The organism is Tabrizicola piscis (genome assembly GCF_003940805.1).
Classification (GTDB): domain Bacteria; phylum Pseudomonadota; class Alphaproteobacteria; order Rhodobacterales; family Rhodobacteraceae; genus Tabrizicola; species Tabrizicola piscis.
Genome location: NZ_CP034328.1, coordinates 3,961,201 through 3,982,821, shown reverse-complemented (window position 1 = coordinate 3,982,821; position 21,621 = coordinate 3,961,201). Strand labels below are relative to the sequence as shown.

Here is a 21,621-nt window from a genome sequence, read left to right as displayed (position 1 = left end):
ACCAATGCGCTGGCTTTCCCCTTTGCTCCTGACCCTTGTCCTGCCGGTGCTTTCCGGCTGTGGCGCCCTGTCATCGTTGTCCGAGGCAAGCAAGGAACTTGATGCCTACACCTTGTCGCCTGCAACCGACCCTGGCCTGCCCGCAAAAGGCAGCCGCCACTTGATTGTCGAGCTTCCGACATCCGCAGGCGCCCTTGGCACGGACCGCATTCTGATCAAGCCCCTGCCCTATCAGGCACAGTACTTGCCCGATGGACGCTGGACGGAACCGGCCCCGGCGCTGCTGCAAACGCTGCTGGTCACCTCGTTCCAGAACCTTGGTGGCTTTCGGTTGGTCGGGCGAACCGGCGCGGGTCTGATGCCCGACTATACCCTGATGACCGAGATGCAGGAATTCCAGGCCGAACCGGTCGGCCCTGATAGCGAAGAAGTGACAATCAAGGTCAGCATGGTTTTGACCCTGATCCGGGAATCCGACCGGCGCATTGTCGCATCGCGCCGGATTGCCGTCACCGAGACCGTCGATTCAGACGAAACCCTGACCTTGGTTGGTGGATTTGACCGCGCAGTGCAGGCGGTTTTGCGTGAGATTGTTGTATGGACACGGTCAAACGCGGGTTGACTGGCCCCCCGGCGCGCGATGCACGCGTAAGGACTTCCGTCGCTTGACCCTGTTGACAGGCATGTGGCATAGGCCCTGTCCGGCGCAATAGCGGATGCCCATTGGGCTTCGATTACCGCCGATTAGATGGTTGCCTGTGAAAGCCCTGGGGTAAGACCATTTGGCCTGTGCGGCCACAATGTCGTACATATTCAATTGGTATGATGCCAAATGGGAACCGGTTCGACAGAAGGCGAGTTTTCGTGTAGTTAACTTATAGTCATTGGACTGAGCATTTATTTGCACGTTGAGAATTTATTTGGCGCAGGTTACCGAAGGAGGCTTCATCCTTGAAAATACTCGCGGTTGACGACGACAGTTTCATCCTTGAGCTGATCCCGATGATCATTGCGCAGGCGGGCGTTCACGACGTGACCTTGGCCCTTTCCGGCGAAGAGGCGCTTGGTATCATCGCGGCAGAAACAGTACCTTTTGACTGTTTCCTCTTCGATATTCAAATGACCGGAATTGACGGGATCGAATTGTGTCGGCGGGTTCGCAATCTGCAGGACTATCGTCAAACCCCGATCATCATGCTGACCGCGATGACGGAACGGCATTTCATCGACAAGGCTTTTGCAGCCAGCGCGACGGATTTTGCAACGAAACCCTTCGATGTGACCGATCTTCTCGCGCGGATCGCAAAAGCCGATCTGATGGCGCGTTCCGACCGTCAGGCCGCAGACCAAGCGCCGAACGGCGATGCCGATCCATCGGTCGATGCCATGGCGCGGACGGAAGACCATATTGTGCCGCTTTGGGTCGACGGGCTCGACAACATCATCAGCCTTGTTGCCTTGGGTAACTATCTGACAGTGCTGTCATCCAACGGGCAGCACAGCACGCGGGTCTTTGCAGTGGACGCCAACGCTGTCACGGGGCAGGACGCGCTTGCCGGTGGCCCTGAGTACACCGAACTGCTGACACAGGTTGCCCGCGCGATAGATGCAACACTTGGGCCCCATGGCTATCTTATGGCCTGCGCAAGACCCGGTGAGTTCCTCTGCGTGTCGAACAGCACTGCACTGCCAGAGCCGGAAGTGATTGAAAGCGAAATACAGGCTTTGCTTGATGAAAAGATCCTTACCTTCGACGATGGCGATCTTATGGACGTCGTGATTGCCGTTGGGGATTCCATCCTGCCTGGCTTGGTCAAGGCCAAGGACGTCGATGCGCTGTTCAATCGGGTCATCGGTCGCGCGAAAGCCAGGGCCCAGGCGCAGGATGACTCCCTGAAGCAACCGAACATCCGCCCGCTGCCGACCTTCGGGTAGTCTGACCTTGTGACGGCTTGCAGGTGGAGTTGACGCTACGTCAGCGGCGGCAGGGTAAACCAGAAGGTGGTGGCGCCATCTCCACTTTCAAAGCCGATCTTTCCGCCCATCTGTTCGACAATCTGCTTGCAGATGCTGAGACCAAGTCCGGTTCCGTCCCGTTTCTGAGCGACCGATTTTTCGATATGCGCAAAGGGCTTGAACAACACTGCCCGGTACTTGTCAGGGATTTTCGGCCCTTGGTTGGTGACATGAATACTTATCATCTCGTCTGATGAGGTCATCCCGACCCGGATCACCGAACCGCGGTCGGCAAATTTGGCCGCGTTTGACAAGAGATTGGACATGACCTGTTCAAACCTGTCGGCATCAACTGCACTGACAATACTGCGATCCACCGCGTCCATTTCAATGCTGACACCGTGGCTTTCGGCGAAGACCAGGCTGTTCATCAGGGATCGGTCCAGAAGGAAAGCAATCCGTTCCGGAGCCAGTGACAACCGAAGCTGCCCGGTTGTGAGGCCTTCGAAATCCAGGATATCGGCGACGCGCATCTTCAAACGTTCAGCGTTTTGCTGGGCGATGTAGATCAGGCGGTTGACGTCATCGGGGAACTCATCCTCTGACCGGGAGGCCAGCAAGCCCAGTGCCCCAAGGATCGAGGTTAGGGGCGTCCGCAATTCGTGGCTGACATTGGCCACAAAATGGCTTTTCATCTGTTCCAGATTGCGCTGCTCGGTAATATCCAGAATTTGCGCGATCAGGTGCAAGGGTGCGCCGGATTTGTCCCGAACCATGGCCACGCTCAGGTCCGCAAGGATGATTGTTCCATCCGACCTGATGTAGCGCTTTTCACGTCGGTAGGTGGAAGCCTTGCCTGCAACCAGCGTCCGGAGTTGGTCAAGGTCGGCCTCAAGATCATCAGGGTAGGTCACTGTCTGAAAGTCAGTTTCCAGAAGCATTTGTTTGGGATAGCCCAGCAACTCGCACAGGGCCGAGTTCACCTGCAGCCAGCGCCCGTCAAGCCCGACGATCGCCTTGCCGATGGGGGCGCTTTCGAAGCTGGAAAGAGATTCCTCCATGGTCAGGCGCAGCGCCTCTTCTGCTTCCCGCTGTTCTGTAACGTCCGTCTGAGCACCGACGAGATGCGTGGCCTTGCCATCAGCATCCCTTGACCCGACGACGGCAATGGACCGCATCCAGCGCCAATGCTTGTCGTCGAAGGATTTCATGCGAAAGACGCTGATCGACCGGTCGCTTCGCCCCTCGATACACTCCCGGTCGGCGGCTTCTACAATGGCCCGGTCGTCGGGGTGTATCTTTTCCAGAAAGAGTCCGGGACTGTCGATCTGGGTGCCTGACGGCAGACCCATTATGGAGAGCCACCCCGGCGAAACCGTTGACTTGCCCGTCAGAAGGTCAACTTCGAAGACCCCGATACCTGCGCCGTCCAGAGCAAGGTCCAACCAATCAAGTGCGCGCTTGAGCTTGGTCGCCTTATCCTGCCAGACGGTCACATCCTGCAGGACAACGGAGAAACCCCGCGCGCCGGCCGGCGTCATGCAACTTGTTGCCGTGGCCGCGACGAAGATCCTTTCACCGTCATCCAGTGTCACACCCAAAGGTGCGCCACCCAAACGGCTAGATGGCGTCGGTCCAAGAATATCGTTCAGACTGTCGATGCCCAGAAGCACAGGCAGCGGACGGCCCAATAGATCGGCGGGGTCCAATGCAAACAACGATGCGGCCGCAGCATTCGCCCAGACAACCTTTCCGGCTGCATCCGCAAGGATCAGCGCGACCGGCGCATCGTTCAACCAGAACGATACATCCATCTCGTTCAATGGGGCAATCGGCTGGGGCATGGCCACCTCGCAGTCCTAGAGGAAGGGCGCGGCCTTGGGCAGCACCTTCCCTCTAGGTAAACAGCTTGGTGATGCGCGGCACAATCACATTTCGGCGCGATTGCCATTGTTTAACGGCATGTCCACCGGTGTGATCGACGGGATGGGTGCTGTCCCGCCCCGATCATCTGCCGCGTGCAGCAAGCCATGCTGTCATTTGCGCAATCTCTGCCTCTTGCGCAGCGATCACAGCTTCCGCGAGTGCACGCACCTCGGGGTCCTTGCCGTATTGCAGGACGATCTTCGCCATTTCAACCGCAGCCTCGTGATGCGGGATCATGCCTTGCATGAAGTCCACATCGGGGTCACCGGTGTAGGGGATCATCATCCCGGCCATCATGTCGTCCATTGCCTTGGCATAGGCCAACGTCGCCGGGTCTGTGGCGAGTTCGGGCGGAATGAGCGAGCTGTGGTCCATGCCACCCATCCCCCCCATGTCCATTCCAGAATGGTCCATACCCGAATGGTCCATGCCCTCAGTCGCCGTCTGCGCGATGGCCAGGCCGCCCATAGCCAAAAAGGCGGCGGTGATCATCAGGGTTGTGCGTTTGGTCATTGGAATGCTCCTGTCTTGAAGTCAGTTGGCGGCAAAGCCCGCATCCGCCAGCGCGGATGAAACTGTGTCACGTGGGATGGTCGTCTGGACATCAATCCTGCGTGTCGCAGGATCGGCGCTGATCCGGGCCGCCGGATCCAGGTCGTGAATCGCCTTGGTCACACTGCGCACGCAGCCGCCGCAGGTCATGTTTTCGATATGAAACTGCATGAGATCCTCCTTGGGTTTCGTCTCATGCATTGGCAGATAGGGGTTCCCACGGTTGGAAGGTCAATGAGCAATCATGCGAACTTTCCGAAATTTTTTCTCTTGACCTTCCAATCATGGGAAGCCCTACCTGAGTCAGCGGATGTGAAACCGACTGGAAAGACCACCGCCATGCAGGCCCCCATGACACCGAACGTTGCCGACCACGCCGAGACCTTGTCTCTCTCTGTTCAAGGAATGACCTGTGCGTCCTGTGTGGCGCGCGTAGAACGCGCGCTGCGCACAGTGCCGGGTGTGACACAGGCGGTTGTGAACCTTGCCACCGAGCGGGTACAGGTGACTACAACAGGTCCGACAGACCTTGGTCCGCTGGTCGCTGCAATCAACCATGCCGGCTACGAGGTTGCGGCTGAACCCGTAGACCTGGTGATTGAGGGCATGACCTGCGCGTCCTGCGTGGCCCGGGTGGAACGGGCCTTGAAGGCGGTGCCTGGCGTGCAATTGGCGGCTGTCAATCTGGCAACCGAACGGGCAACGGTCAGTGGGGCGGCCGACATCGGGCTGTTGGTCAAGGCGGTCAAGGATGCCGGCTATGATGCGCATCAAGCGCAACGTTCCGTCATCGGTGATCCGGAAGCCGAAGCCCGCAAGGCCGATGAACAGGCGCATCTGCGGCGCGATCTGGTGTTGGCCGCCGGACTGTCTTTGCCGGTCTTCGTTCTGGAAATGGGCGCGCATCTGTTTCCGCCGGTGCATCACCTGATCGCGCAGACCATCGGCATGCAGGCGAGCTGGTTGGTGCAGTTTCTTCTGACCACCCTTGTTCTGATCGGGCCGGGACGGCGGTTCTACCGCACAGGTTATCCCGCCCTGTGGCGGGCGGCCCCCGACATGAACAGCCTTGTCGCGGTCGGGACGACAGCGGCCTATGGCTATTCGCTGGTCGCAACCTTTGCGCCGGGGCTGCTGCCGCCGGGGACGGTCAACGTCTACTATGAAGCCGCCGCTGTCATCGTGACACTGATCCTGATGGGACGGTTCCTGGAGGCGCGGGCCAAGGGCCGTACCTCTGGCGCGATCCAGCGTCTGATCGGGTTGCAGCCCAGAACCGCGCAGGTTCAGTGCGATGGCCAGACTGTTGAAGTGCCGATTGCCGAAGTTCGTCCCGGCGACACTGTCGAGGTTCGCCCCGGCGAACGGGTGCCGGTCGATGGGGTTGTAACGGCAGGCGAAAGCTGGGTTGACGAAAGCATGATCTCGGGCGAGCCGGTGCCGGTGGCCAAGACGGTCGGCGCGCAGGTGACCGGTGGTACGATCAACCAGACCGGGGCATTGACCATGCAGGCCACGGCGGTGGGCGAAGCCACGATGCTGGCCCAGATCATCCGCATGGTAGAGGCGGCACAGGGCGGCAAGCTGCCAATTCAGGCGCTGGTCGACCGCATCACCTTGTGGTTCGTGCCTGTGGTGATGGGCCTTGCCGCGCTGACATTTGCGGTCTGGCTGATCTTCGGGCCCAGCCCGGCCCTGGGGCTGGCCATGGTGAATGCCGTCGCCGTCCTGATCATCGCTTGCCCCTGCGCCATGGGGCTGGCCACGCCCACGTCCATCATGGTTGGAACCGGGCGCGGGGCCGAACTGGGCGTGCTCTTTCGCAAGGGTGAGGCGCTGCAGGCGCTGCAAGGCGTCACCGTGGTGGCTTTGGACAAGACCGGCACCTTGACCGAAGGCAAACCCGTGATGACCGATCTGGTCCTTGCCCCCGGGTTTGACCGGGCGGATGTGCTGGCCCGACTGGCCGCCGTCGAAGCAAAGTCGGAACACCCGATTGCAGCGGCCATTGTCGCGGCGGCTGCGACCGAGGGTCTGGTGCTCCCGGCGGTCACCGACTTCAATTCAACAACCGGGCTGGGTGTCGTGGCCACGGTCGGCGGTCGGCGGGTGCAGATCGGGGCGGATCGCTACATGGCGCAGCTTGGGCTTGATGTGACAGCCTTCGAGGCCGAGGCGGTTCGGCTGGGCGACGAGGGGAAGTCACCCCTTTATGCAGCGATTGACGACCGACTGGCCGCGATCCTTGCTGTCGCTGACCCGGTGAAGGCGACCACTCCCGGAGCCATTCAGGCGCTGCACGCGCTTGGCTTGAAGGTGGTGATGGTCACCGGCGACAATGCCCGCACAGCGCAAGCCATCGCCGGGCCGTTGCAGATCGACGACGTGGTGGCCGAGGTTCTGCCGGCAGACAAGGTCACGGCGATCAAGCGCCTGAAGGCACTGGGCAAGGTCGCCTACGTGGGCGACGGCATCAACGACGCCCCTGCCCTTGCCGAGGCCGATGTCGGCATCGCCGTCGGCACTGGCACGGACATCGCCATCGATGCCGCCGATGTCGTCCTTATGTCGGGGCGGCTGACGGCCATTCCAGATGCCATCGCCCTGAGCCGGGCCACGATGCGCAACATCCGGCAGAACCTGTTCTGGGCCTTCATCTACAATGCCGCGCTGATCCCGGTGGCGGCGGGGGCGCTGTATCCGGCCTACGGGCTGCTGATGTCGCCGGTCTTTGCGGCAGCGGCGATGGCGCTGTCCAGCGTGTTTGTTCTGGGCAACGCGCTGCGCCTGCGCCGTTTCCAGCCGTCCTTCAATCAAGGGAGCCAGCCATGAACATCGGTGAAGCCGCCAAAGCATCCGGCGTATCAGCCAAGATGATCCGCTACTACGAAGCCACCGGCCTGATCCCGGCTGCCGGGCGGACCCAGTCCGGCTACCGGCTGTATTCGGGGACCGAGGTGCAGATGCTGCGCTTCATCCGCCGCGCGCGCGACTTGGGGTTTCCGGTCGAGCGGATTCAAGCGCTTCTGGCGCTGTGGCGGGATCGGTCGCGGCACAGTTCGGACGTCAAGCGCCTTGCGCAAGAGCAGATCGACGGCCTGCAACGGAAGATCGCCGAGCTGCAGGCGATGGCCGACACGCTTCAGCATCTGGCAGATGCCTGCTGCGGCGATCACCGGCCCGACTGCCCCATTCTGGTTGATCTGGGCATGGGCGAGGCGACGGGACAAGCGCTTGTCGCCCCGTCAGGAAGGCACCGGCCCCCTGCCCTTCCGACGCTAGGCAGTCGGGGGGACTGACGGGGGGTCGCCCCGCCTTGGTTGCGGCAACCGCCACGCCCGAAGGGCATATGCGGCAATGGCGAAGGTCGTCTGGAAGCTCAGGCCCTGACGAGACACAGGCACTGCCTTGCCAATGAACCATCCTGAATTACGTTCCCAGATGCCTGCCAGTCGTCTTCGTGATTTGCACCCGGTCACGACCGCAATCCGGACCTTGCGTGCGTTTTGCGGTCAGTCCCAAGGGCTTGATCGACGCGGGGCTTGCAGGCATCGTCAAGATAACGAGGCAAAAGACCTGTAGGTGTCATGACAACAGAGAGGATGTTGCCCAATGTGCCTAGCGTGTTGTGAAGCGATCGAAAGCGGCCAGGCGGTAATCAATCCCTGCCTTTGTGGGGCGCCGGAAACCCAGGCGGCGATGCAGCGGATCGAGGCTGATATTTCTCGGCGGCAATTGCTTGGTGGTGCGGCGGCAGTCATGGGCCTGTTTGCCGGCTTCGGGCTGGCACCGCGTGAAGTGCGGGCGCAAAGCGCCGGGCGGCCGGTCGTGCTGACCAATCTGCGCTTTTTCGACGGCGTCACGCTGGCGATGCAAAGCGGGCGTGACATCGTGATCGAGGGGGGCCGCATCACCGGTCTGCCGGCGACCGGGACAGGTCCGTCAGAGGCCGAGGTGATTGATTGCGGTGGCCGGTCGGTGACGCCCGGGCTGATTGATTGCCATTGGCACGCCACGCTTGTCGGGATCAGCCAGATCGCGGCGCTGACGCAGGACATTGGCTGGGTTCATCTGATGGCTGGGCGCGAAGCGGGTGCCACGCTGATGCGGGGTTTCACGACAGTGCGCGATACCGGCGGGCCGGTCTTTGGCCTGAAGCTGGCGATTGATCAGGGGGCCGTCGCGGGCCCACGCATCTTTCCGTCAGGTGCAATGCTGTCACAAACCTCGGGGCACGGGGATTTCCGACTGTTGAACGCGCTGCCACGGATGCCAGGAAATCCAGCCGACTACACGGAAAAGACCGGCGTCGCGGCGATTGCTGACGGGCGGGACGAGGTGCTGCGTCGTACGCGCGAGCAGTTGATGAAGGGCGCTAGCCAGATCAAGATCATGGCAGGAGGTGGCGTGGCATCCCCCTATGACCCGCTGGATACGGCCCAGTATACGCTGGACGAGATGCGGGCGGCTGTAGAGGCTGCGGCAGACTGGGGCACCTATGTCTGCGCCCATGTCTACACCCCCACAGGCATCATGCGCTGTGTTGAGGCCGGGGTGCGGTCGATCGAACATGGGCAATTGGCCGACACGGCGACGATCCGCGCGATGGCCGCCGCTGGCGTGTGGTGGAGCATCCAGCCGTTTCTCGCGGATGAAGATGCGAACCAGTATTCGGACCCGCGCAGTCAGGCCAAGCAACAGCAAGTGGCCGACGGCACGGTGCGGGCTTTCCAAGAGGGCAAGGCCGAGGGCGTCAATATGGCCTTCGGCACGGATGTGCTGTTCAACCCGCGCGGTGCCGCAACGCAGGGGCGCCAGTTGGGCAAGCTGACCCGGTTCATGCCGCCGCTGGAGGCGCTGCGCATGGCGACCGGCGCCGCTGGCGAGCTTCTGGCCATGTCGGGCGAACGCGCGCCCTATCAGGGCCAGCTTGGGGTGATCGCCGAAGGTGCCTTTGCCGACGTTCTGGTCTGGGACGGTGATCCCGCGACCGATCTTGCCTTTATCGCAGACCCTGACACCAACCTGCGTCTCATCATGAAGGATGGGCGCATCTTGAAGGAGCAGCTGTAATGCCGATCTCTGCCTTCCGAACTGTCGTTGCAGCCATCGGCCTTGCCGCAGCCGCCACCGTCCCCGCGCAGGCGCAGGACTGGTCAGGTCAGGTCACGCTTTACGGTTGGGGGGCTGGCGTGACGGGCGACTTTACCCCCTTCACGGGTGCGCCGACGCTGTCCTTCGACAAATCGCTTTCCGAGATCCTTGAGGATCTGGATGGCGCGTTCTTTGCAACCGGGTTTGCCCGCCGTGGCGATCTCGTGTTTTTCGGCGATCTAACCTATTCAAAATCGTCGCGCGAAGGGCTTGTACCGCCGGGTGCCCCGGCGTCAGGGGAAGTGACGCTCCGGTCGTTGACCGTGGCAGCCGGGAAGCGCTTTGATGCGGGTGGTGGAACAACGGTCGACGCCATGGCCGGTCTGCGCGCGTGGGACCTTGATGGTCAGGTCGCGGTTCCGGCGGCAGCGATCAGCGTCGCCCCGGGGGCAAGTTTCGTGGACCCTATCCTTGCGCTGCGGGTAAACACACCGCTTGCGGACCGCTGGTCGTTGCTGGGATACGTCGATGTTGGCGGTTTCGGGGTTGGGTCTGATCTGACCTGGCAGGTGGCGCTGACGGCGAACTACCAAGCCTCGGACCGACTGTATATCTCCGTCGGGTGGCGGCATCTTTACGTCGACTATTCGGATGACGGGACGGTGTTCAAAGGGGCGATGAGCGGGCCGGTCATTGGCGCGACATTGACGTTCTGAGGGGGATTTTGCGTCAGGCCGGTGCCAGGAGAACGCCCGGCACCGCTGGAAATCTCACTTGCCCGCGGCGACCCGGGCGTAGGGTCGCGTCGGCAGCGCCCTGCCCCGGTCAGCCGGGCGCGCCAAAGGTCTTTTCAACCGATTTCCGGTGCAGCAGGTACGAGCTGTCGCTGCGAGAGATCAGCGAATAGAACATCGGCACCACGAACAGCGTGAAGGATGTGCCGATCAAAAGGCCGGTAAAGATCACCAGACCCATGGCCTGACGTGCCGCGGCCCCTGCCCCTTCGGCAATGATCAGCGGCACCACCGCCAGCGCCATGGCAGCCGTCGTCATCAGGATCGGACGCAGGCGGGTCTTGGCGGCGGCGACGATGGCCTGATGCCGCGACATACCCTCTTCGCGCTGCTGGTTGGCAAATTCGACCATCAGGATCCCGTGCTTGGTGATCAGACCAATGAGCGTGATCAGACCGACCTGCGTGTAGATGTTGAGCGTCCCCAACCCAAGGTACAAGGGCAGCACGGCACCGAAGATCGACAGCGGCACTGACATCAGGATGATGAACGGGTCGCGGAAGCTTTCGAACTGTGCCGCCAGCACAAGGTAGATCACGACAATTGCCGCCGCGAAGGCAAGCAGGATGGTGTTGCCTTCGGTCTTTTCCAACCGGGATTGGCCGGAGTAATCGACGAAGAAGCCGTCCGGCAAAGTCTCGGCAGCGATGCGTTCAAGTTCTGCCAGTGCCGCGCCGGAAGACAGCCCTGGCATCGGCAGCGCGGACAGGGTGGCGGCGTTGAGCTGGTTGAACTGCTCGATCGAGGCGGCGGTCACGCCGGCGTCAAGCGTCACGACAGACGACAGCGGCACCATGGTGCCCGAGCCGGAGCGAACGAAGAATTCGCCAAGCTTTTCAGGATTGTCACGCCATGAGGCGGGAACCTGCGTGATGATGTCATAGCTGTTGGAATCCCGGTCGAACTGCGCGATGGCTCCACCACCGACCAGAAGGCCCAGCGTGTTGCCGATTTCGCTGACGGTCACCCCCAGATTGGCCGCCCGGTCACGGTCAATGATGACGCGGACCTGCGGCGCATCAAAGGACAGGCTGTTCTGCAACACGATGAACATGCCGCTTTGCAGCGCCTTCAGGCGGATTTCCTCGGCGATTTCGAACACCCGCTCGGGCGCGTGGATGGATTGCAGCACCATGGACACCGGCAATCCACCACCCGCGCCGGGCAGCGACGGCGGGGCAAAAACATAGCCCTGCACGCCGGGCGCGCCATCAAGGCTGGCTTGGATCTGCTGCTGAATCTCGGCCTGACCACGGCTGCGGTCAGCCCAGTCTTTCAGCGCCCAGATGTAGAAGCCGCTGTTCGTGGCCCCGCCGAACCCCGCGACGGAAAACGAGGTCTGCACCTCTTCGATATCCTTGGTGCGGGCAGCGATCTCATCGGTGAAGGCGGCGGTGTAGTCCAGCGTGGCATAGCGCGGCCCGTTCAGAATGGCGAACAACGCGCCGGAGTCTTCCTCGGGCGCCAGTTCGCTTGAGGTGTTGAGGAACATGAACCCCGTCGCCCCCAGCAGCGACAGCACCATCAGCATCGTCACGGGGCGGTAGTCCAGCGACGATGACACCCGCCGTTCATACCAGTTGGCAAGGCCGTTCAGGACCCGGTCCACGGTGCGCTGGAACCGTCCGGGTTCACCATGGGTCAGAAGACGCGCTGACATGGCCGGCGTAATCGTCAGTGCCACGATCCCCGACAGGATCACGGACCCGGCCAAGGTCAGCGCAAATTCGGCAAACAGCGATCCGGTCAACCCGCCGGTGAAGGCCAACGGGGCAAGCACGGCGGCCAATGTGATGGTCATGGCGACGACCGGGCCAGTGATTTCCTTCATCCCCTTGATCGAGGCCTGTGCCGGCGTCATGCCTTCGTCAATATGGCGGTGGATGTTTTCGACCACCACGATGGCGTCATCGACGACCAGACCGATGGCCAGAACCATGGCAAGCAAGGTCAACAGGTTGATCGAGTAGCCAACGGCCAGCATGATCGCGCAGACACCGATCAACGACAGTGGGATCGTGACGATGGGCATCAGCACCGACCGGAACGACCCAAGGAACAGCAGGATCACGACCACGACGATGGCAACCGCTTCGGCGATGGTCTTGAACACCTCGTTGATCGAGGCGGCGATGGTCTCGGTGGAATCGTAGACAAGGTCGATTGTCATGCCGCTCGGCAGGGTCTCAACAAGCCCGGGGAGTTCGTTCCGTACGTTGGTGGCCACGTCCAGCTGGTTTTCGCCGGGGGCCGGGATGATGCCGATGAACGTGCCGGGTTCGCCGTCAAAGGTCACAACGGCATCCGTAGCGCCCGAGGCGAGTTCGATGTCTGCCACATCGCGCAGCCGGACCACGCCGTTTTCGCCCTGAACCAAAGGTAGCGCACCAAAAGCCTCTGGCGTCTGGATGGTCGATTCAAGCGTGAGCGAATAGGTGAAATACTCGTTCTCGGTCTTGCCCGGCGCTGACAGGAAGTTGGAAGAACGGATCGCCGCCAGCACTTCGGACGCGGTCACGCCGCGCGCCGACAGTTCCAGAGGATCCAGCCAGACGCGCATCGCAAATTGTGACGCGCCAAGGATTTCCATCTGCGCGACGCCGTCGATGTTGGTGATCCGTGGCCGTACGACCCGTTCCAGATATTCGGTCAGCTGTTCCGGCGTCATGTTGGGGTTCTGCACGGCAAGGTACATCAGGGCAAAGCTTTCGCCTGTGCCCTTGGCGATCACCGGATCATCAGATTCGGACGGCAGTTGCCCGCGGACTTGCTGAACCTTCGACAATACCTCGGTCAGTGCGATGTCTGGGTCGGCGCCCAACTTCATCTGGACCGTGACGACCGATGCCGACGGCCGCGATTGGCTGGTAATGTAGTCGATGTTTTCCGTCGTCGACACCGCCGCCGCGATGGGTGACGTGATGAACCCCTGAATAAGGTCAGGGGCAGCGCCGGGATAGACGGTGGTGATGGTCACCACCGTCTCTTCGACTTCGGGGTACTGGCGTACCGGCAGGTTCAGAACCGATGCCAGACCCAGAAACAGGATCAGCGCCGCCAGCACGGTCGACAGGACGGGTCGGCGAATGAAGATTTCCGAAAAATGCATGATCCGGGTCCTATTCGTCGGCGGGGGCGTCAAGGGTGACCGACGTGTCGACCACGACCTTTGCCCCGTCGATCAGCCGGTTCTGGCCCGAGGTGACGATCTGCTGGCCCGCCGCAATGCCTTCGACCACTTCAATCCGCGCACCGGACCGGCGGCCAAGTTTGACGAACACCTGATCGACGACCAGCTCGTCATCTGCCTCTCCTGGCTGCACAACATAGATTGAATCGCCGTAGAGCGTTGATGTGACGGCCGTTTGCGGCACGGCGATCACGCCATCCTCGACCGGCAGGGCAATACGGACGCGCAGAAACTGGCCGGGGAAAAGGTTGCCGGCCTGATTGTCGACCTCGGCCCGGACTGACACGAGGCGCGAGTTCGGGTCGATCCGCGGTTCGATGGCGATGATCCGGCCCGTAGCGCTGAACTCGCCGACCTCGGTGGCGACGGTGATCTCGCGGCCCAGAACGAGAGCGCTGATCTGCTGTTCCGGCACGGCAAAGTCGACCTGCATCTGGCTTAGATCCTGCAGGGTGGCATAGATCGTGCCGGGCGTCACATACTGGCCAACCTCGATCCGCGAGATGCCGATGACGCCTGCAAACGGCGCGGTCATCCGTTTGCTGTCGAGCGCGGTCTGCACCTGTGCCACTTCGGCGCGCGCACTTACGGTCTGCGCTTCGGCGTTTTCCATGGTGTTGGCGGCATTGACCCCGCGCGCTGTCAGCGTTTCGGTGCGGCGCAATTCGGTCTGCGCGACGCCCAGAGCAGCCTGCGCCGCAGCGAGCGATGCCTTTTCGCTGTCATCGTCGATCTGAACCAGCGGCTGACCTTCCGTCACGGCGTCGTTTGCCGCGAACAGGATTTCGCGGACCAGCCCACCGGATTCAATCGCCAGATCAACCCCGCGTGCGGCCAGCGCCGTGCCGATGGCGTCGACCCCAGGCTGCCAGGTCACCGCTTCAACCGTTTCGGCGGTCACAGGCACCGGAGGTGGCGTCATCCCCGAGAGGAACTGCGCGATCATCCCATCGCGGAAGTACTTGAACCATACAATGCCGCCGACCACGATCCCCAGAACGACGACCGCGATGACAAGTCGCTTGAACATGGACTGGCTCCGTTTCTGCAGTCGCTGCGGACCGGGATTGTGATCTTGGATTCAACGTCCTGACTGGACTGGAGAGTTCAGACAGTCAATCGTCGAATGCGCGATCTGCACTAGTCAGAGCCAAATTTTTCCCTCGGCGCGCATTTGATTTGCGGTATTGGCGGAAAGGGCAGCCCCGGAGATCAAACCTAAAGGTCTTGGATGCCCTGCCCTTCCCCAAGCGCCCATGTGAAAAAGGCCCGCAAGTTGCGGGCCTTTCTGCAAGTCATGACACGGATCACATTTCCGCGTTGGGCAGACCTTCAAGCTGTTCCTGCGTCATCTGCACATAGGCACGAAGGTCACTGCCGTCAGTCGCCTGAACAAGCTGCAAGTCGGTCACTTCAAGCGCAACCGGCTTTTGGCCAATGCCAAGGAATCCCCCGACATCCACGATGACTTGGGCAGGAGCGCCCGTCTCGGTCAGCACGATGTCCGAGATTTCGCCCAAGTCTTCTTCGTTCGGACCATAGACGCGCACGCCGCGCAGCTGGTCGCCGGTGATGCCCGCAGCATCGACGTTGGCATAGCCATCCATCGGCGCCATGCCACCTTCAACGGCACCATCGGTCGTGCCCTCTGCCGCCACAACCTGCCCTTGATCGACCGCTGCACCATCCGTCATCGGGGCGGCGGCTGGATCGGTCCCCATGTCGGCCGAGCGCATGTATTCCGGCGCTCCTTCGATAACCGTACGATCGGCGTTGATCACGAGGAAGTAGTCGTTCGCTGCGTCGGCCGTTGCACTGTCAGCGACAAAACGGATGTTCTCCATGCCAAGCGCGACTTGACGTTCGCCCATGCCGAGAAAGCCGCCGATATCGACCAGAACCGCATCGACATTGCCGTCGCGGGTCAGAATGACGTCATTGATCTCACCAATGTCATTCCAGCCATCTTGCACACCGGCATATTCCGCAGCGTCAATTGCTGTTTCGGCTGCATAAACACGCTTGCCAATGAAATCAGACGCGGCAATAGCAACTGGGTCCATTTCGGCACGGAACATGTCTTGTGCCGACGCGGCAGTGCCAAGCGCCATTGCCATTGCGGTCCCAAGTAGCAGATTTTTCATCATACTCTCCATGATTATCAGAACAGCGCCCAATTGGGGCACTCGGAGAAAGAACGTTGCCAGCGACGGTTGGTTCCAAAATCGACGCGCCAAAAGCGCAATGATCGGAAAGTCGCCGAGGGCAACAAAAGATCGTTACCTTCCCGGAACCGATCATCCGTTCATTGGTTGGCGGCCTTGGCCGCTGATGAGCTGCTCAAAGAAGCAGGGTCACAGGCTGATCTGCATCCGGCCCGGCGAGCCGAGGCAGATGGCCTACATCCGGCGTCTGGGCAGCCGCACGGCTCAAGGGCAGAGGCAGACTGCGTCATTTAAGCAAGACGTAGAGAGCGCCTGACGGCAGGTTTAACGTCAGGGAACCACCAGCTCTTGATACTTCCACCGCACCCATCGCCATGCCGTTCGCATCCAGCGCGGTGGCCTGCGACAGGCCGGGATTGCGGACCGCCAGGCTCATCTCGATCGTGTCAACTTGCCAGGGCGCGCCACCAAATTCTTCGACGACGAGTGCCGGGCCCCCTTCGTGTTGCACGGGTGATGCTCGCCAGCCTGTCGGTCGCGCAATGCTACCGATCTGAACCAGCAGGCGAGAAGACCGTGCAATCGGTTCACCATCCAGCGGGACGACGACGACGCTTGCGTATGGCGCCTTGCTGTCAAACGTCACGTCCTGCAATTCGATCCGAGGTCGCGCGGACAACGCCCCCAAAACGCCTTGCGCGCGCGGTGCATCAAGCGTCACGACACCCTGCCCCCAATCCCAGATCAACTGTCGCGTAAGGCTAGTGACAACACGATTTTCGCTGTCGACAAGGCCTTCCAGCTCCGGGTGGATAAAATCCGGAGTCTCGCTGCCGAATGCGACCTGAACTGGACCAACGAGAAAACTGTAAGCACTGACTTGTGAGGCCCCCAAAAACCGTGAAAGCAAATCAGTCTCACGAAGACTGAAATCGCGGTTCGGATCATAGCCTTGCCGCGCGACAACCAGTGGCCCTGCCCGCGACCAAAGGTCATCCAGACTGCGGTGCTCGATGACGACCGGCAGCGCCTCATCGATCAGCCCAAGGCGAAAGATCAAGGCAGCGGCGGGAAAAGCGCCGATTTGCTGGGGTGTCGCCACCTCCCATTTGCCAACGCTGGGCAAATAGCCATTTGCACTTTGCGGGGGGCTCCATTGGGTCTCGTCGATGGAAAACCAATAGCTGATATCCATGCCTGTCAGCGCCTGATATGCCGCCATCAGGATCGGGCCTTCTGACTGTTGCCACATTGGCGGCACCCAAAGGGTTTCGCTGATCATGTAAGGATGACCAACCGGCTGTCGGAGCGTTGTGGGAAGGTCCAAGGGTCGGGTGAGCAAACCGTCTTCGCGAAAGACATCCCCAGCGACAATCGCCCAGCCCTGATGCTCGCCCTCGTGCAGAGCACTGACATAGCGATTCACACCAATGACGTCACCAGCGGTGTAGGCATAGCGTTCCAGATCGTCCATCGCGACGTCGTCTGCTGTCCGCCAATTTCCAGCATTGAACAATTGCCGGGCGCCAATATCGTCGCGCAAGAAGCGTGCAATCTCGGCATGCCACTCTCGCATTGTTTCGGTCAGAAATTGGGCTTGGTCACGAAGCCTAACCTCTGCAGACCCAACGTCGCCGTCAGACGTCAGATACCAGATGTCTGAAAGGGCGATAACACCCTTGTCCCAGTCGTCTTGCATTCCATCAATCGGTCCCGGAGCCTCGCTCCAATTCCAGGCGTCTCTTGCGACGGCCAAAGAGCCATATTTCTTTTCAAGAAACTGTCCAAACAAAGTGCCCAGCAACGATGCCTCGTGCCCCTTTATGCCCCCAAAAGTCCAAAAAAGAAGCGAGTCTTCATTCTGCATCTGAACGATGGCGAGCGAAGGGTCATCCTTGAGCGCAAGACCGGTGTAGGGGTTTACAGGGATAAGCGTCTCACGCAGCCAGTTCTTGTACGCTTCCTGCAAGGCTGGTTCGAAGTAGATCAGCCCAGTCAGCCCACCGCTATCCCTTGGAACACCCCAGTCCTGGGCCGTCTCCGTTTGGACCGCATGGGGATAGTAGGGACTGAAGGTGGTGTAAATTCCCTCCTCCTTCATGGCCGCGACCAGTTGCCACAATCGGTCGCGCTCGGCCAAGTCAATCGCCGCAATCTGACTGCCCGCTTGACCCTGCAGCGCTATCTGGCCATGCAGCCGGACCATGTTGACGCCGCGCTTCGCAAGGAAGCGCGCATGCTGCCGGAGTTCGTCCAGTCCCTTTCTGGCGACATCGGTATTTACCGCCCAGAACCGGATCGGAGTGCCGTCGCCCCGCACAAACGAAGCGCCATCCGGAGACCGACCGACAAAGCCGCTTTGGCCTGCCACTTCCTCGTTCAGGTAAGAAAGGTCCAAAGCGGCGCTGTCTTCAAATGTATCTTCTTCAGGTTGGAAGGGCCAAGTCCCGACAGTATCAGCCGTTGCCATTGTTGCGCAAAGAGAGCTAAACAGGACAATGAAACAAAGCTTCATGGCGGGCCTTCCTCTTTGATCAGCGAAAAACAGGCCGCAACCTATCGGCGATCATTTCGTCCATCGTTCTACCTAGATTGGATTTCGCAGCTCGGAAACGGACGCATCCCCGAGTATGAATTTCAGCGACAGCCCGGTCAACCCAGACACGGGCGAGCTGCCATGCAGATTGCTGCAGATGCGGGGTAGACTGGTGTGGTACCTGCTGCACCTGATAAACTGCGTCCTTGCCACACCGCAGCGAATGAGACGGACGGCGACCTTTCCGTAACTATCTGACCTGACGGTAATCCCTTCCAGAACCACGAAGTCAGATCGTCAGCCTTAGTGGCTCTTGCCGTCCTCAATCCTGCACAGTCGTCTTTTGCGGCGCGACGTATTCCCAGGTGGGCCCAGCCATTGCCGTCGGAACCACGCCAGGCAAGGGGACACGCATAAGTTTCTGCGCCCGGTCGCGCAACTGATACATCACGGGCACAAGGGAGCGCAGTTGATCCTTGTTCCCGCTGAAAGCTGCCTCCAACCCATGCAGCAAGGCGCTGTAGCTTGCATTGAAGCTGTCAGACAGCGCCTGGATGTCGGGAAGTCCAACATAATCCTGTGAGCTTGGATCATCTCGCATCGGACAGACAGCGCTCCAGTCCACAACCATATCTTCGCCGCTTGGCAGAGCGTCATGAAGATCATCCGGCCGGTAGTATCGGCTGTGTAGGATTTCGTTGAACTTGAAATAATGGGCAACGTCCATTCGGTCTTCCCCGATCGGGCCTGGGATCCGGTCGCCGTCGCCCGCCATCCCGCCAAGATTGGCCCCCTCGCCCTCGTCCATGATCTTGTCGATAGCGCGTAGGGCCGATTCCTCGTTTATGACCCGAATGATCGTGCCACCTGCCCCATAATAGTCACTTGCACCGATCTGAAGGTCGGCATTGCCAATGAAGATCGAACCTTCACCATGTGTCTTGATTGCGGCCTTCAGGCGTTCCTTGACGAAAATGTAAAACCCACCAATCGTATCATACTGGCCTTTCCGTGCCTTGGCAGGATCTTCGACAGCCCGTTCCACTTCCCTAAAGGACTTGACCTGCGCACGATCAAAGCGACGCAACCTGAGTTCCGGGCCCTTGTCGCGCAAAAGCTTTTGCGGATACCTTGGCAACTGCTTCGGATCAGTCATGATCGGAGAACATCCGATTGCATTCATGACATTTGCCACCAGCACCATATGAAGCATTTCCTCAACCATGACCTGCCGGATCACCTCGATGGGCTCGGCGTTCACAATCTGGGGTGAACTTCGGTCATACTGCCCCTGTTCCTTGATTGAATAGCAGGCGGTTGCATAGGGGGGTATCGTCGAAAGCTCTACCATCAGCGCAAACTGCAGCAGGTCGCAAAGTTCTTGACGATCCTCTTTGAATGCCTTGTCTCCGGTCATGCGAGCGCCCTGTCTATTGCTTCGGCTGCCTGAAAAGCCATAGCGGCCATGGTCAAAGTCGGATTGGACGTTGCCGCCGTCGGCATTGATCCGCAGCCCACCATCCACAAATTGTCATGGTCATGAGTGCGCATATCGGGGCGGGTCACTGACGTCTTGGGATTGTTGCCAATCCTGTGGGTGCCTACCAGATGCCCGGCACCATAAACTGTGTAGCCACTGCCATCATATGTCAGATAGCCGTTGTCAGACGGGTTATAGTTTGTGAAGTTCTTTATACCAAGCCGCTGAAAAATCTGCATGCAGGCGCTGTGCCCGAAGGCCAAGCCTGCGCGAGAGTAATCCGAGATGTCGTAGCTGATCACGGGGCGAAACTCACCCATGGCGTCGACATAGGCCGGATCAATGGTCACCTTGTTGGAAGCATCCGGCATCTGTTCGACCAGCACGCCAATTCGAACCTGACGTTGCACATCGTGATAGAGTTTCTTCCGCAACTCCGGCCCGAAAAGATTGTCTCCCTCAACCAGATTCTTTACATCAGAGTACGGGGCGCCTGCTGCGAAATCCCAACCAGAGTTTCCAAGTTCCAAGCGGAACGCAGCCTTCTGGTCACGGAACGCACCATCGCGGAACGACTCGATCCCAGCGGTTGAACCGGGCCCACGGAAGGCGCCAATCGGTTCTCGCGCCAGCCCCCAGGCCATCATGTAGGGATGGTCCATGAGATTGCGGCCAAGTTCCTGACTTGATCGGCATAGTCCCGAGGCCAGCGCCAAGGTGCTGTTTTCGATCGCACCGCCTGCAAGAACATAAGTTTTCCCACGCGCCCGTCGCAATTCATACTGCGGCACGCCCGGGAACAGGTACGACTTGTAGACAATACCGCTAACCCGGCCGTTCACGTCCAACTCGACGCGTGTTGCAATGGCTTGCGTCCGGATCTTGAAACTCTTCTCGATCTCAGCGATCCGCGCTGGAGACTTGTCTGTATCGTCTGAATCAGTGGGTTTTCTAGTCTTGGTCTCTGCCAATGCCCGGGCATCTGCCAAGGTTTTCATGGCGTTATACTTGGCCTGAATCGGACAGATCGGAATACAGGCAGAATTGCCCTCGCAGCGTTGCCCCTTGAATGCAAAGGATCCGGTTGCCCCGCGTGGCTGAAAGGGCTCTACGCGCTCACCGCCTACATTGAACCCATCATCCTCTTGGACTGGGACGCGCGGAACCGAATTGCGACCCTGCGGAGTACTTGCAACTCTGATTTTCACGAAATCCAGACCTGGTTCCGCTTCATCGGCGAAATCGGGTCGATAGCCCGTCGCAATCGGGGTACCATCAACACCCTTCGCAAAATATGTGTCACTGTAGGAGCACGGAATCGCATGCATCGGAAACTTGTAGTCTTCCGAGAAATAGCCATGGGCGTCACTTGGACGCGCCAGATGGATACCCAAAGCCTCCGGGGTCTGGTCTTCAACCTCCGCCGATACTCCGATCTCCCACTCGGCCTTTTCGTAATATGGAAGCAAATCCTTGTAGGTGATGGGCCAATCAAGACCTTGGCCGTAGCGGGTTGCAGTCTCAAAATCTGCGGGCAACATGCGCAGAGATGTTCCAAGCCAATGAAGTGTCGTGCCGCCATAGGCACGCAGGTAATCGCTGCCAAATGGGATTGGCCCGCGTTGAACAAAATAGCCGTTGCTGTCCGGCGCGGTGCCATGCACGGAAGAAATATCAAGCACCGTAGGCGAAGGCACAGTGGGAAGATTCGGGTAAGGCGAATTCGGAACCTTTGCCAGGCTCAGGTAGAATTGGTCAAGATAGCCACGGTAGGTTTGCCAATCATCGCCATGATCAGCGCCCGCCTCCAAGATCAGGACGCGGCGCCCCTTTGCAAGCAACTGCTTGGACAGGATGCCCCCGGCAATCCCGGCGCCGACGATGACCACGTCATAGGTCTCTTCGTCATCCAGAGGTACATTCATGGT

General features: G+C 60.1%; 15 protein-coding genes. 6 read left to right on the top strand and 9 right to left on the bottom strand.

Annotated features, from left to right (window positions below):
- Positions 1 to 4: 4 nt before the first annotated feature.
- Complete coding sequence (locus tag EI545_RS19270) at positions 5 to 622, top strand: ABC-type transport auxiliary lipoprotein family protein (RefSeq protein WP_125326985.1); 618 nt, start codon at positions 5 to 7, stop codon at positions 620 to 622.
- A 329-nt stretch (positions 623 to 951) separates the two neighbouring features.
- Positions 952 to 1,935 (top strand): response regulator, encoded by a 984-nt coding sequence (locus tag EI545_RS19265; protein ID WP_125326984.1) that lies wholly within the window; start codon positions 952 to 954, stop codon positions 1,933 to 1,935.
- 35 nt (positions 1,936 to 1,970) lie between these two features.
- Here the strand turns inward: EI545_RS19265 and EI545_RS19260 are convergent, their stop codons facing one another.
- The 3 genes from EI545_RS19260 to EI545_RS19250 all read right to left on the bottom strand — a co-directional run bounded on the left by EI545_RS19260 (position 1,971) and on the right by EI545_RS19250 (position 4,605).
- Positions 1,971 to 3,800 (bottom strand): PAS domain-containing sensor histidine kinase, encoded by a 1,830-nt coding sequence (locus EI545_RS19260; RefSeq protein ID WP_125326983.1) that lies wholly within the window; start codon positions 3,798 to 3,800, stop codon positions 1,971 to 1,973.
- A 163-nt stretch (positions 3,801 to 3,963) separates the two neighbouring features.
- Entirely contained in the window at positions 3,964 to 4,395 is a 432-nt protein-coding gene (gene copM, locus EI545_RS19255) for a CopM family metallochaperone (protein ID WP_125326982.1), read from the bottom strand.
- A 21-nt stretch (positions 4,396 to 4,416) separates the two neighbouring features.
- Positions 4,417 to 4,605, bottom strand: a complete 189-nt coding sequence (locus tag EI545_RS19250; protein ID WP_125326981.1) for a heavy-metal-associated domain-containing protein — start codon at positions 4,603 to 4,605, stop codon at positions 4,417 to 4,419.
- A gap of 180 nt (positions 4,606 to 4,785) precedes the next feature.
- Here EI545_RS19250 and EI545_RS19245 point away from each other — a divergent pair, with 180 nt between their 5' ends.
- From EI545_RS19245 to EI545_RS19230, 4 genes are all read left to right on the top strand, one after another.
- Positions 4,786 to 7,266 carry a heavy metal translocating P-type ATPase gene (locus EI545_RS19245; protein WP_245990193.1) on the top strand — a complete coding sequence of 827 codons (2,481 nt, stop codon included), beginning with the start codon at positions 4,786 to 4,788 and terminating at the stop codon, positions 7,264 to 7,266.
- Positions 7,263 to 7,733 carry a Cu(I)-responsive transcriptional regulator gene (gene cueR / locus EI545_RS19240; RefSeq protein ID WP_125326979.1) on the top strand — a complete coding sequence of 157 codons (471 nt, stop codon included), beginning with the start codon at positions 7,263 to 7,265 and terminating at the stop codon, positions 7,731 to 7,733. Before EI545_RS19245 ends, cueR begins: the two co-directional genes overlap by 4 nt.
- 400 nt (positions 7,734 to 8,133) lie before the next feature.
- Entirely contained in the window at positions 8,134 to 9,507 is a 1,374-nt protein-coding gene (locus EI545_RS19235; RefSeq protein ID WP_245990191.1) for a metal-dependent hydrolase family protein, read from the top strand.
- The gene (locus tag EI545_RS19230) at positions 9,507 to 10,244 is read left to right on the top strand and encodes a hypothetical protein (protein WP_125326977.1); all 738 of its coding nucleotides are present in this window, start codon (positions 9,507 to 9,509) and stop codon (positions 10,242 to 10,244) included. Before EI545_RS19235 ends, EI545_RS19230 begins: the two co-directional genes overlap by 1 nt.
- A gap of 109 nt (positions 10,245 to 10,353) precedes the next feature.
- On the opposite strand, the gene EI545_RS19225 is transcribed toward EI545_RS19230, so the two are convergent.
- From EI545_RS19225 to EI545_RS19200, 6 genes are all read right to left on the bottom strand, one after another.
- A complete protein-coding gene (locus EI545_RS19225) occupies positions 10,354 to 13,431 on the bottom strand; it encodes an efflux RND transporter permease subunit (protein WP_125326976.1) in 3,078 nt (1,025 codons plus the stop codon).
- Between the two features lie 10 nt (positions 13,432 to 13,441).
- The gene (locus tag EI545_RS19220) at positions 13,442 to 14,542 is read right to left on the bottom strand and encodes an efflux RND transporter periplasmic adaptor subunit (protein WP_125326975.1); all 1,101 of its coding nucleotides are present in this window, start codon (positions 14,540 to 14,542) and stop codon (positions 13,442 to 13,444) included.
- A 277-nt stretch (positions 14,543 to 14,819) separates the two neighbouring features.
- A complete protein-coding gene (locus EI545_RS19215) occupies positions 14,820 to 15,749 on the bottom strand; it encodes a PRC-barrel domain-containing protein (RefSeq protein ID WP_245990189.1) in 930 nt (309 codons plus the stop codon).
- 214 nt (positions 15,750 to 15,963) lie between these two features.
- Complete coding sequence (locus EI545_RS19210) at positions 15,964 to 18,147, bottom strand: hypothetical protein (protein WP_164517349.1); 2,184 nt, start codon at positions 18,145 to 18,147, stop codon at positions 15,964 to 15,966.
- Between the two features lie 388 nt (positions 18,148 to 18,535).
- Positions 18,536 to 19,630, bottom strand: a complete 1,095-nt coding sequence (locus tag EI545_RS19205; RefSeq protein WP_125326973.1) for a ferritin-like domain-containing protein — start codon at positions 19,628 to 19,630, stop codon at positions 18,536 to 18,538.
- Positions 19,627 to 21,618: a GMC oxidoreductase gene (locus tag EI545_RS19200; RefSeq protein WP_125326972.1), complete on the bottom strand. Its 1,992-nt coding sequence runs from the start codon at positions 21,616 to 21,618 to the stop codon at positions 19,627 to 19,629. The genes EI545_RS19205 and EI545_RS19200 overlap by 4 nt, the downstream gene beginning before the upstream one ends.
- Positions 21,619 to 21,621: the final 3 nt, after the last annotated feature.

What these genes read in the sequence shown, in the direction of transcription:
- EI545_RS19270 (WP_125326985.1), top strand. Translation starts at nt 5, where the DNA reads ATGCGCTGGCTTTCCCCTTTGCTCCTGACCCTTGTCCTGCCGGTGCTT.
- EI545_RS19260 (WP_125326983.1), bottom strand. Translation starts at nt 3,800, where the DNA reads ATGCCCCAGCCGATTGCCCCATTGAACGAGATGGATGTATCGTTCTGG.
- copM (WP_125326982.1), bottom strand. Translation starts at nt 4,395, where the DNA reads ATGACCAAACGCACAACCCTGATGATCACCGCCGCCTTTTTGGCTATG.
- EI545_RS19250 (WP_125326981.1), bottom strand. Translation starts at nt 4,605, where the DNA reads ATGCAGTTTCATATCGAAAACATGACCTGCGGCGGCTGCGTGCGCAGT.
- EI545_RS19245 (WP_245990193.1), top strand. Translation starts at nt 4,786, where the DNA reads ATGACACCGAACGTTGCCGACCACGCCGAGACCTTGTCTCTCTCTGTT.
- cueR (WP_125326979.1), top strand. Translation starts at nt 7,263, where the DNA reads ATGAACATCGGTGAAGCCGCCAAAGCATCCGGCGTATCAGCCAAGATG.
- EI545_RS19235 (WP_245990191.1), top strand. Translation starts at nt 8,134, where the DNA reads ATGCAGCGGATCGAGGCTGATATTTCTCGGCGGCAATTGCTTGGTGGT.
- EI545_RS19230 (WP_125326977.1), top strand. Translation starts at nt 9,507, where the DNA reads ATGCCGATCTCTGCCTTCCGAACTGTCGTTGCAGCCATCGGCCTTGCC.
- EI545_RS19225 (WP_125326976.1), bottom strand. Translation starts at nt 13,431, where the DNA reads ATGCATTTTTCGGAAATCTTCATTCGCCGACCCGTCCTGTCGACCGTG.
- EI545_RS19220 (WP_125326975.1), bottom strand. Translation starts at nt 14,542, where the DNA reads ATGTTCAAGCGACTTGTCATCGCGGTCGTCGTTCTGGGGATCGTGGTC.
- EI545_RS19210 (WP_164517349.1), bottom strand. Translation starts at nt 18,147, where the DNA reads ATGGCAACGGCTGATACTGTCGGGACTTGGCCCTTCCAACCTGAAGAA.
- EI545_RS19205 (WP_125326973.1), bottom strand. Translation starts at nt 19,630, where the DNA reads ATGACCGGAGACAAGGCATTCAAAGAGGATCGTCAAGAACTTTGCGAC.
- EI545_RS19200 (WP_125326972.1), bottom strand. Translation starts at nt 21,618, where the DNA reads ATGAATGTACCTCTGGATGACGAAGAGACCTATGACGTGGTCATCGTC.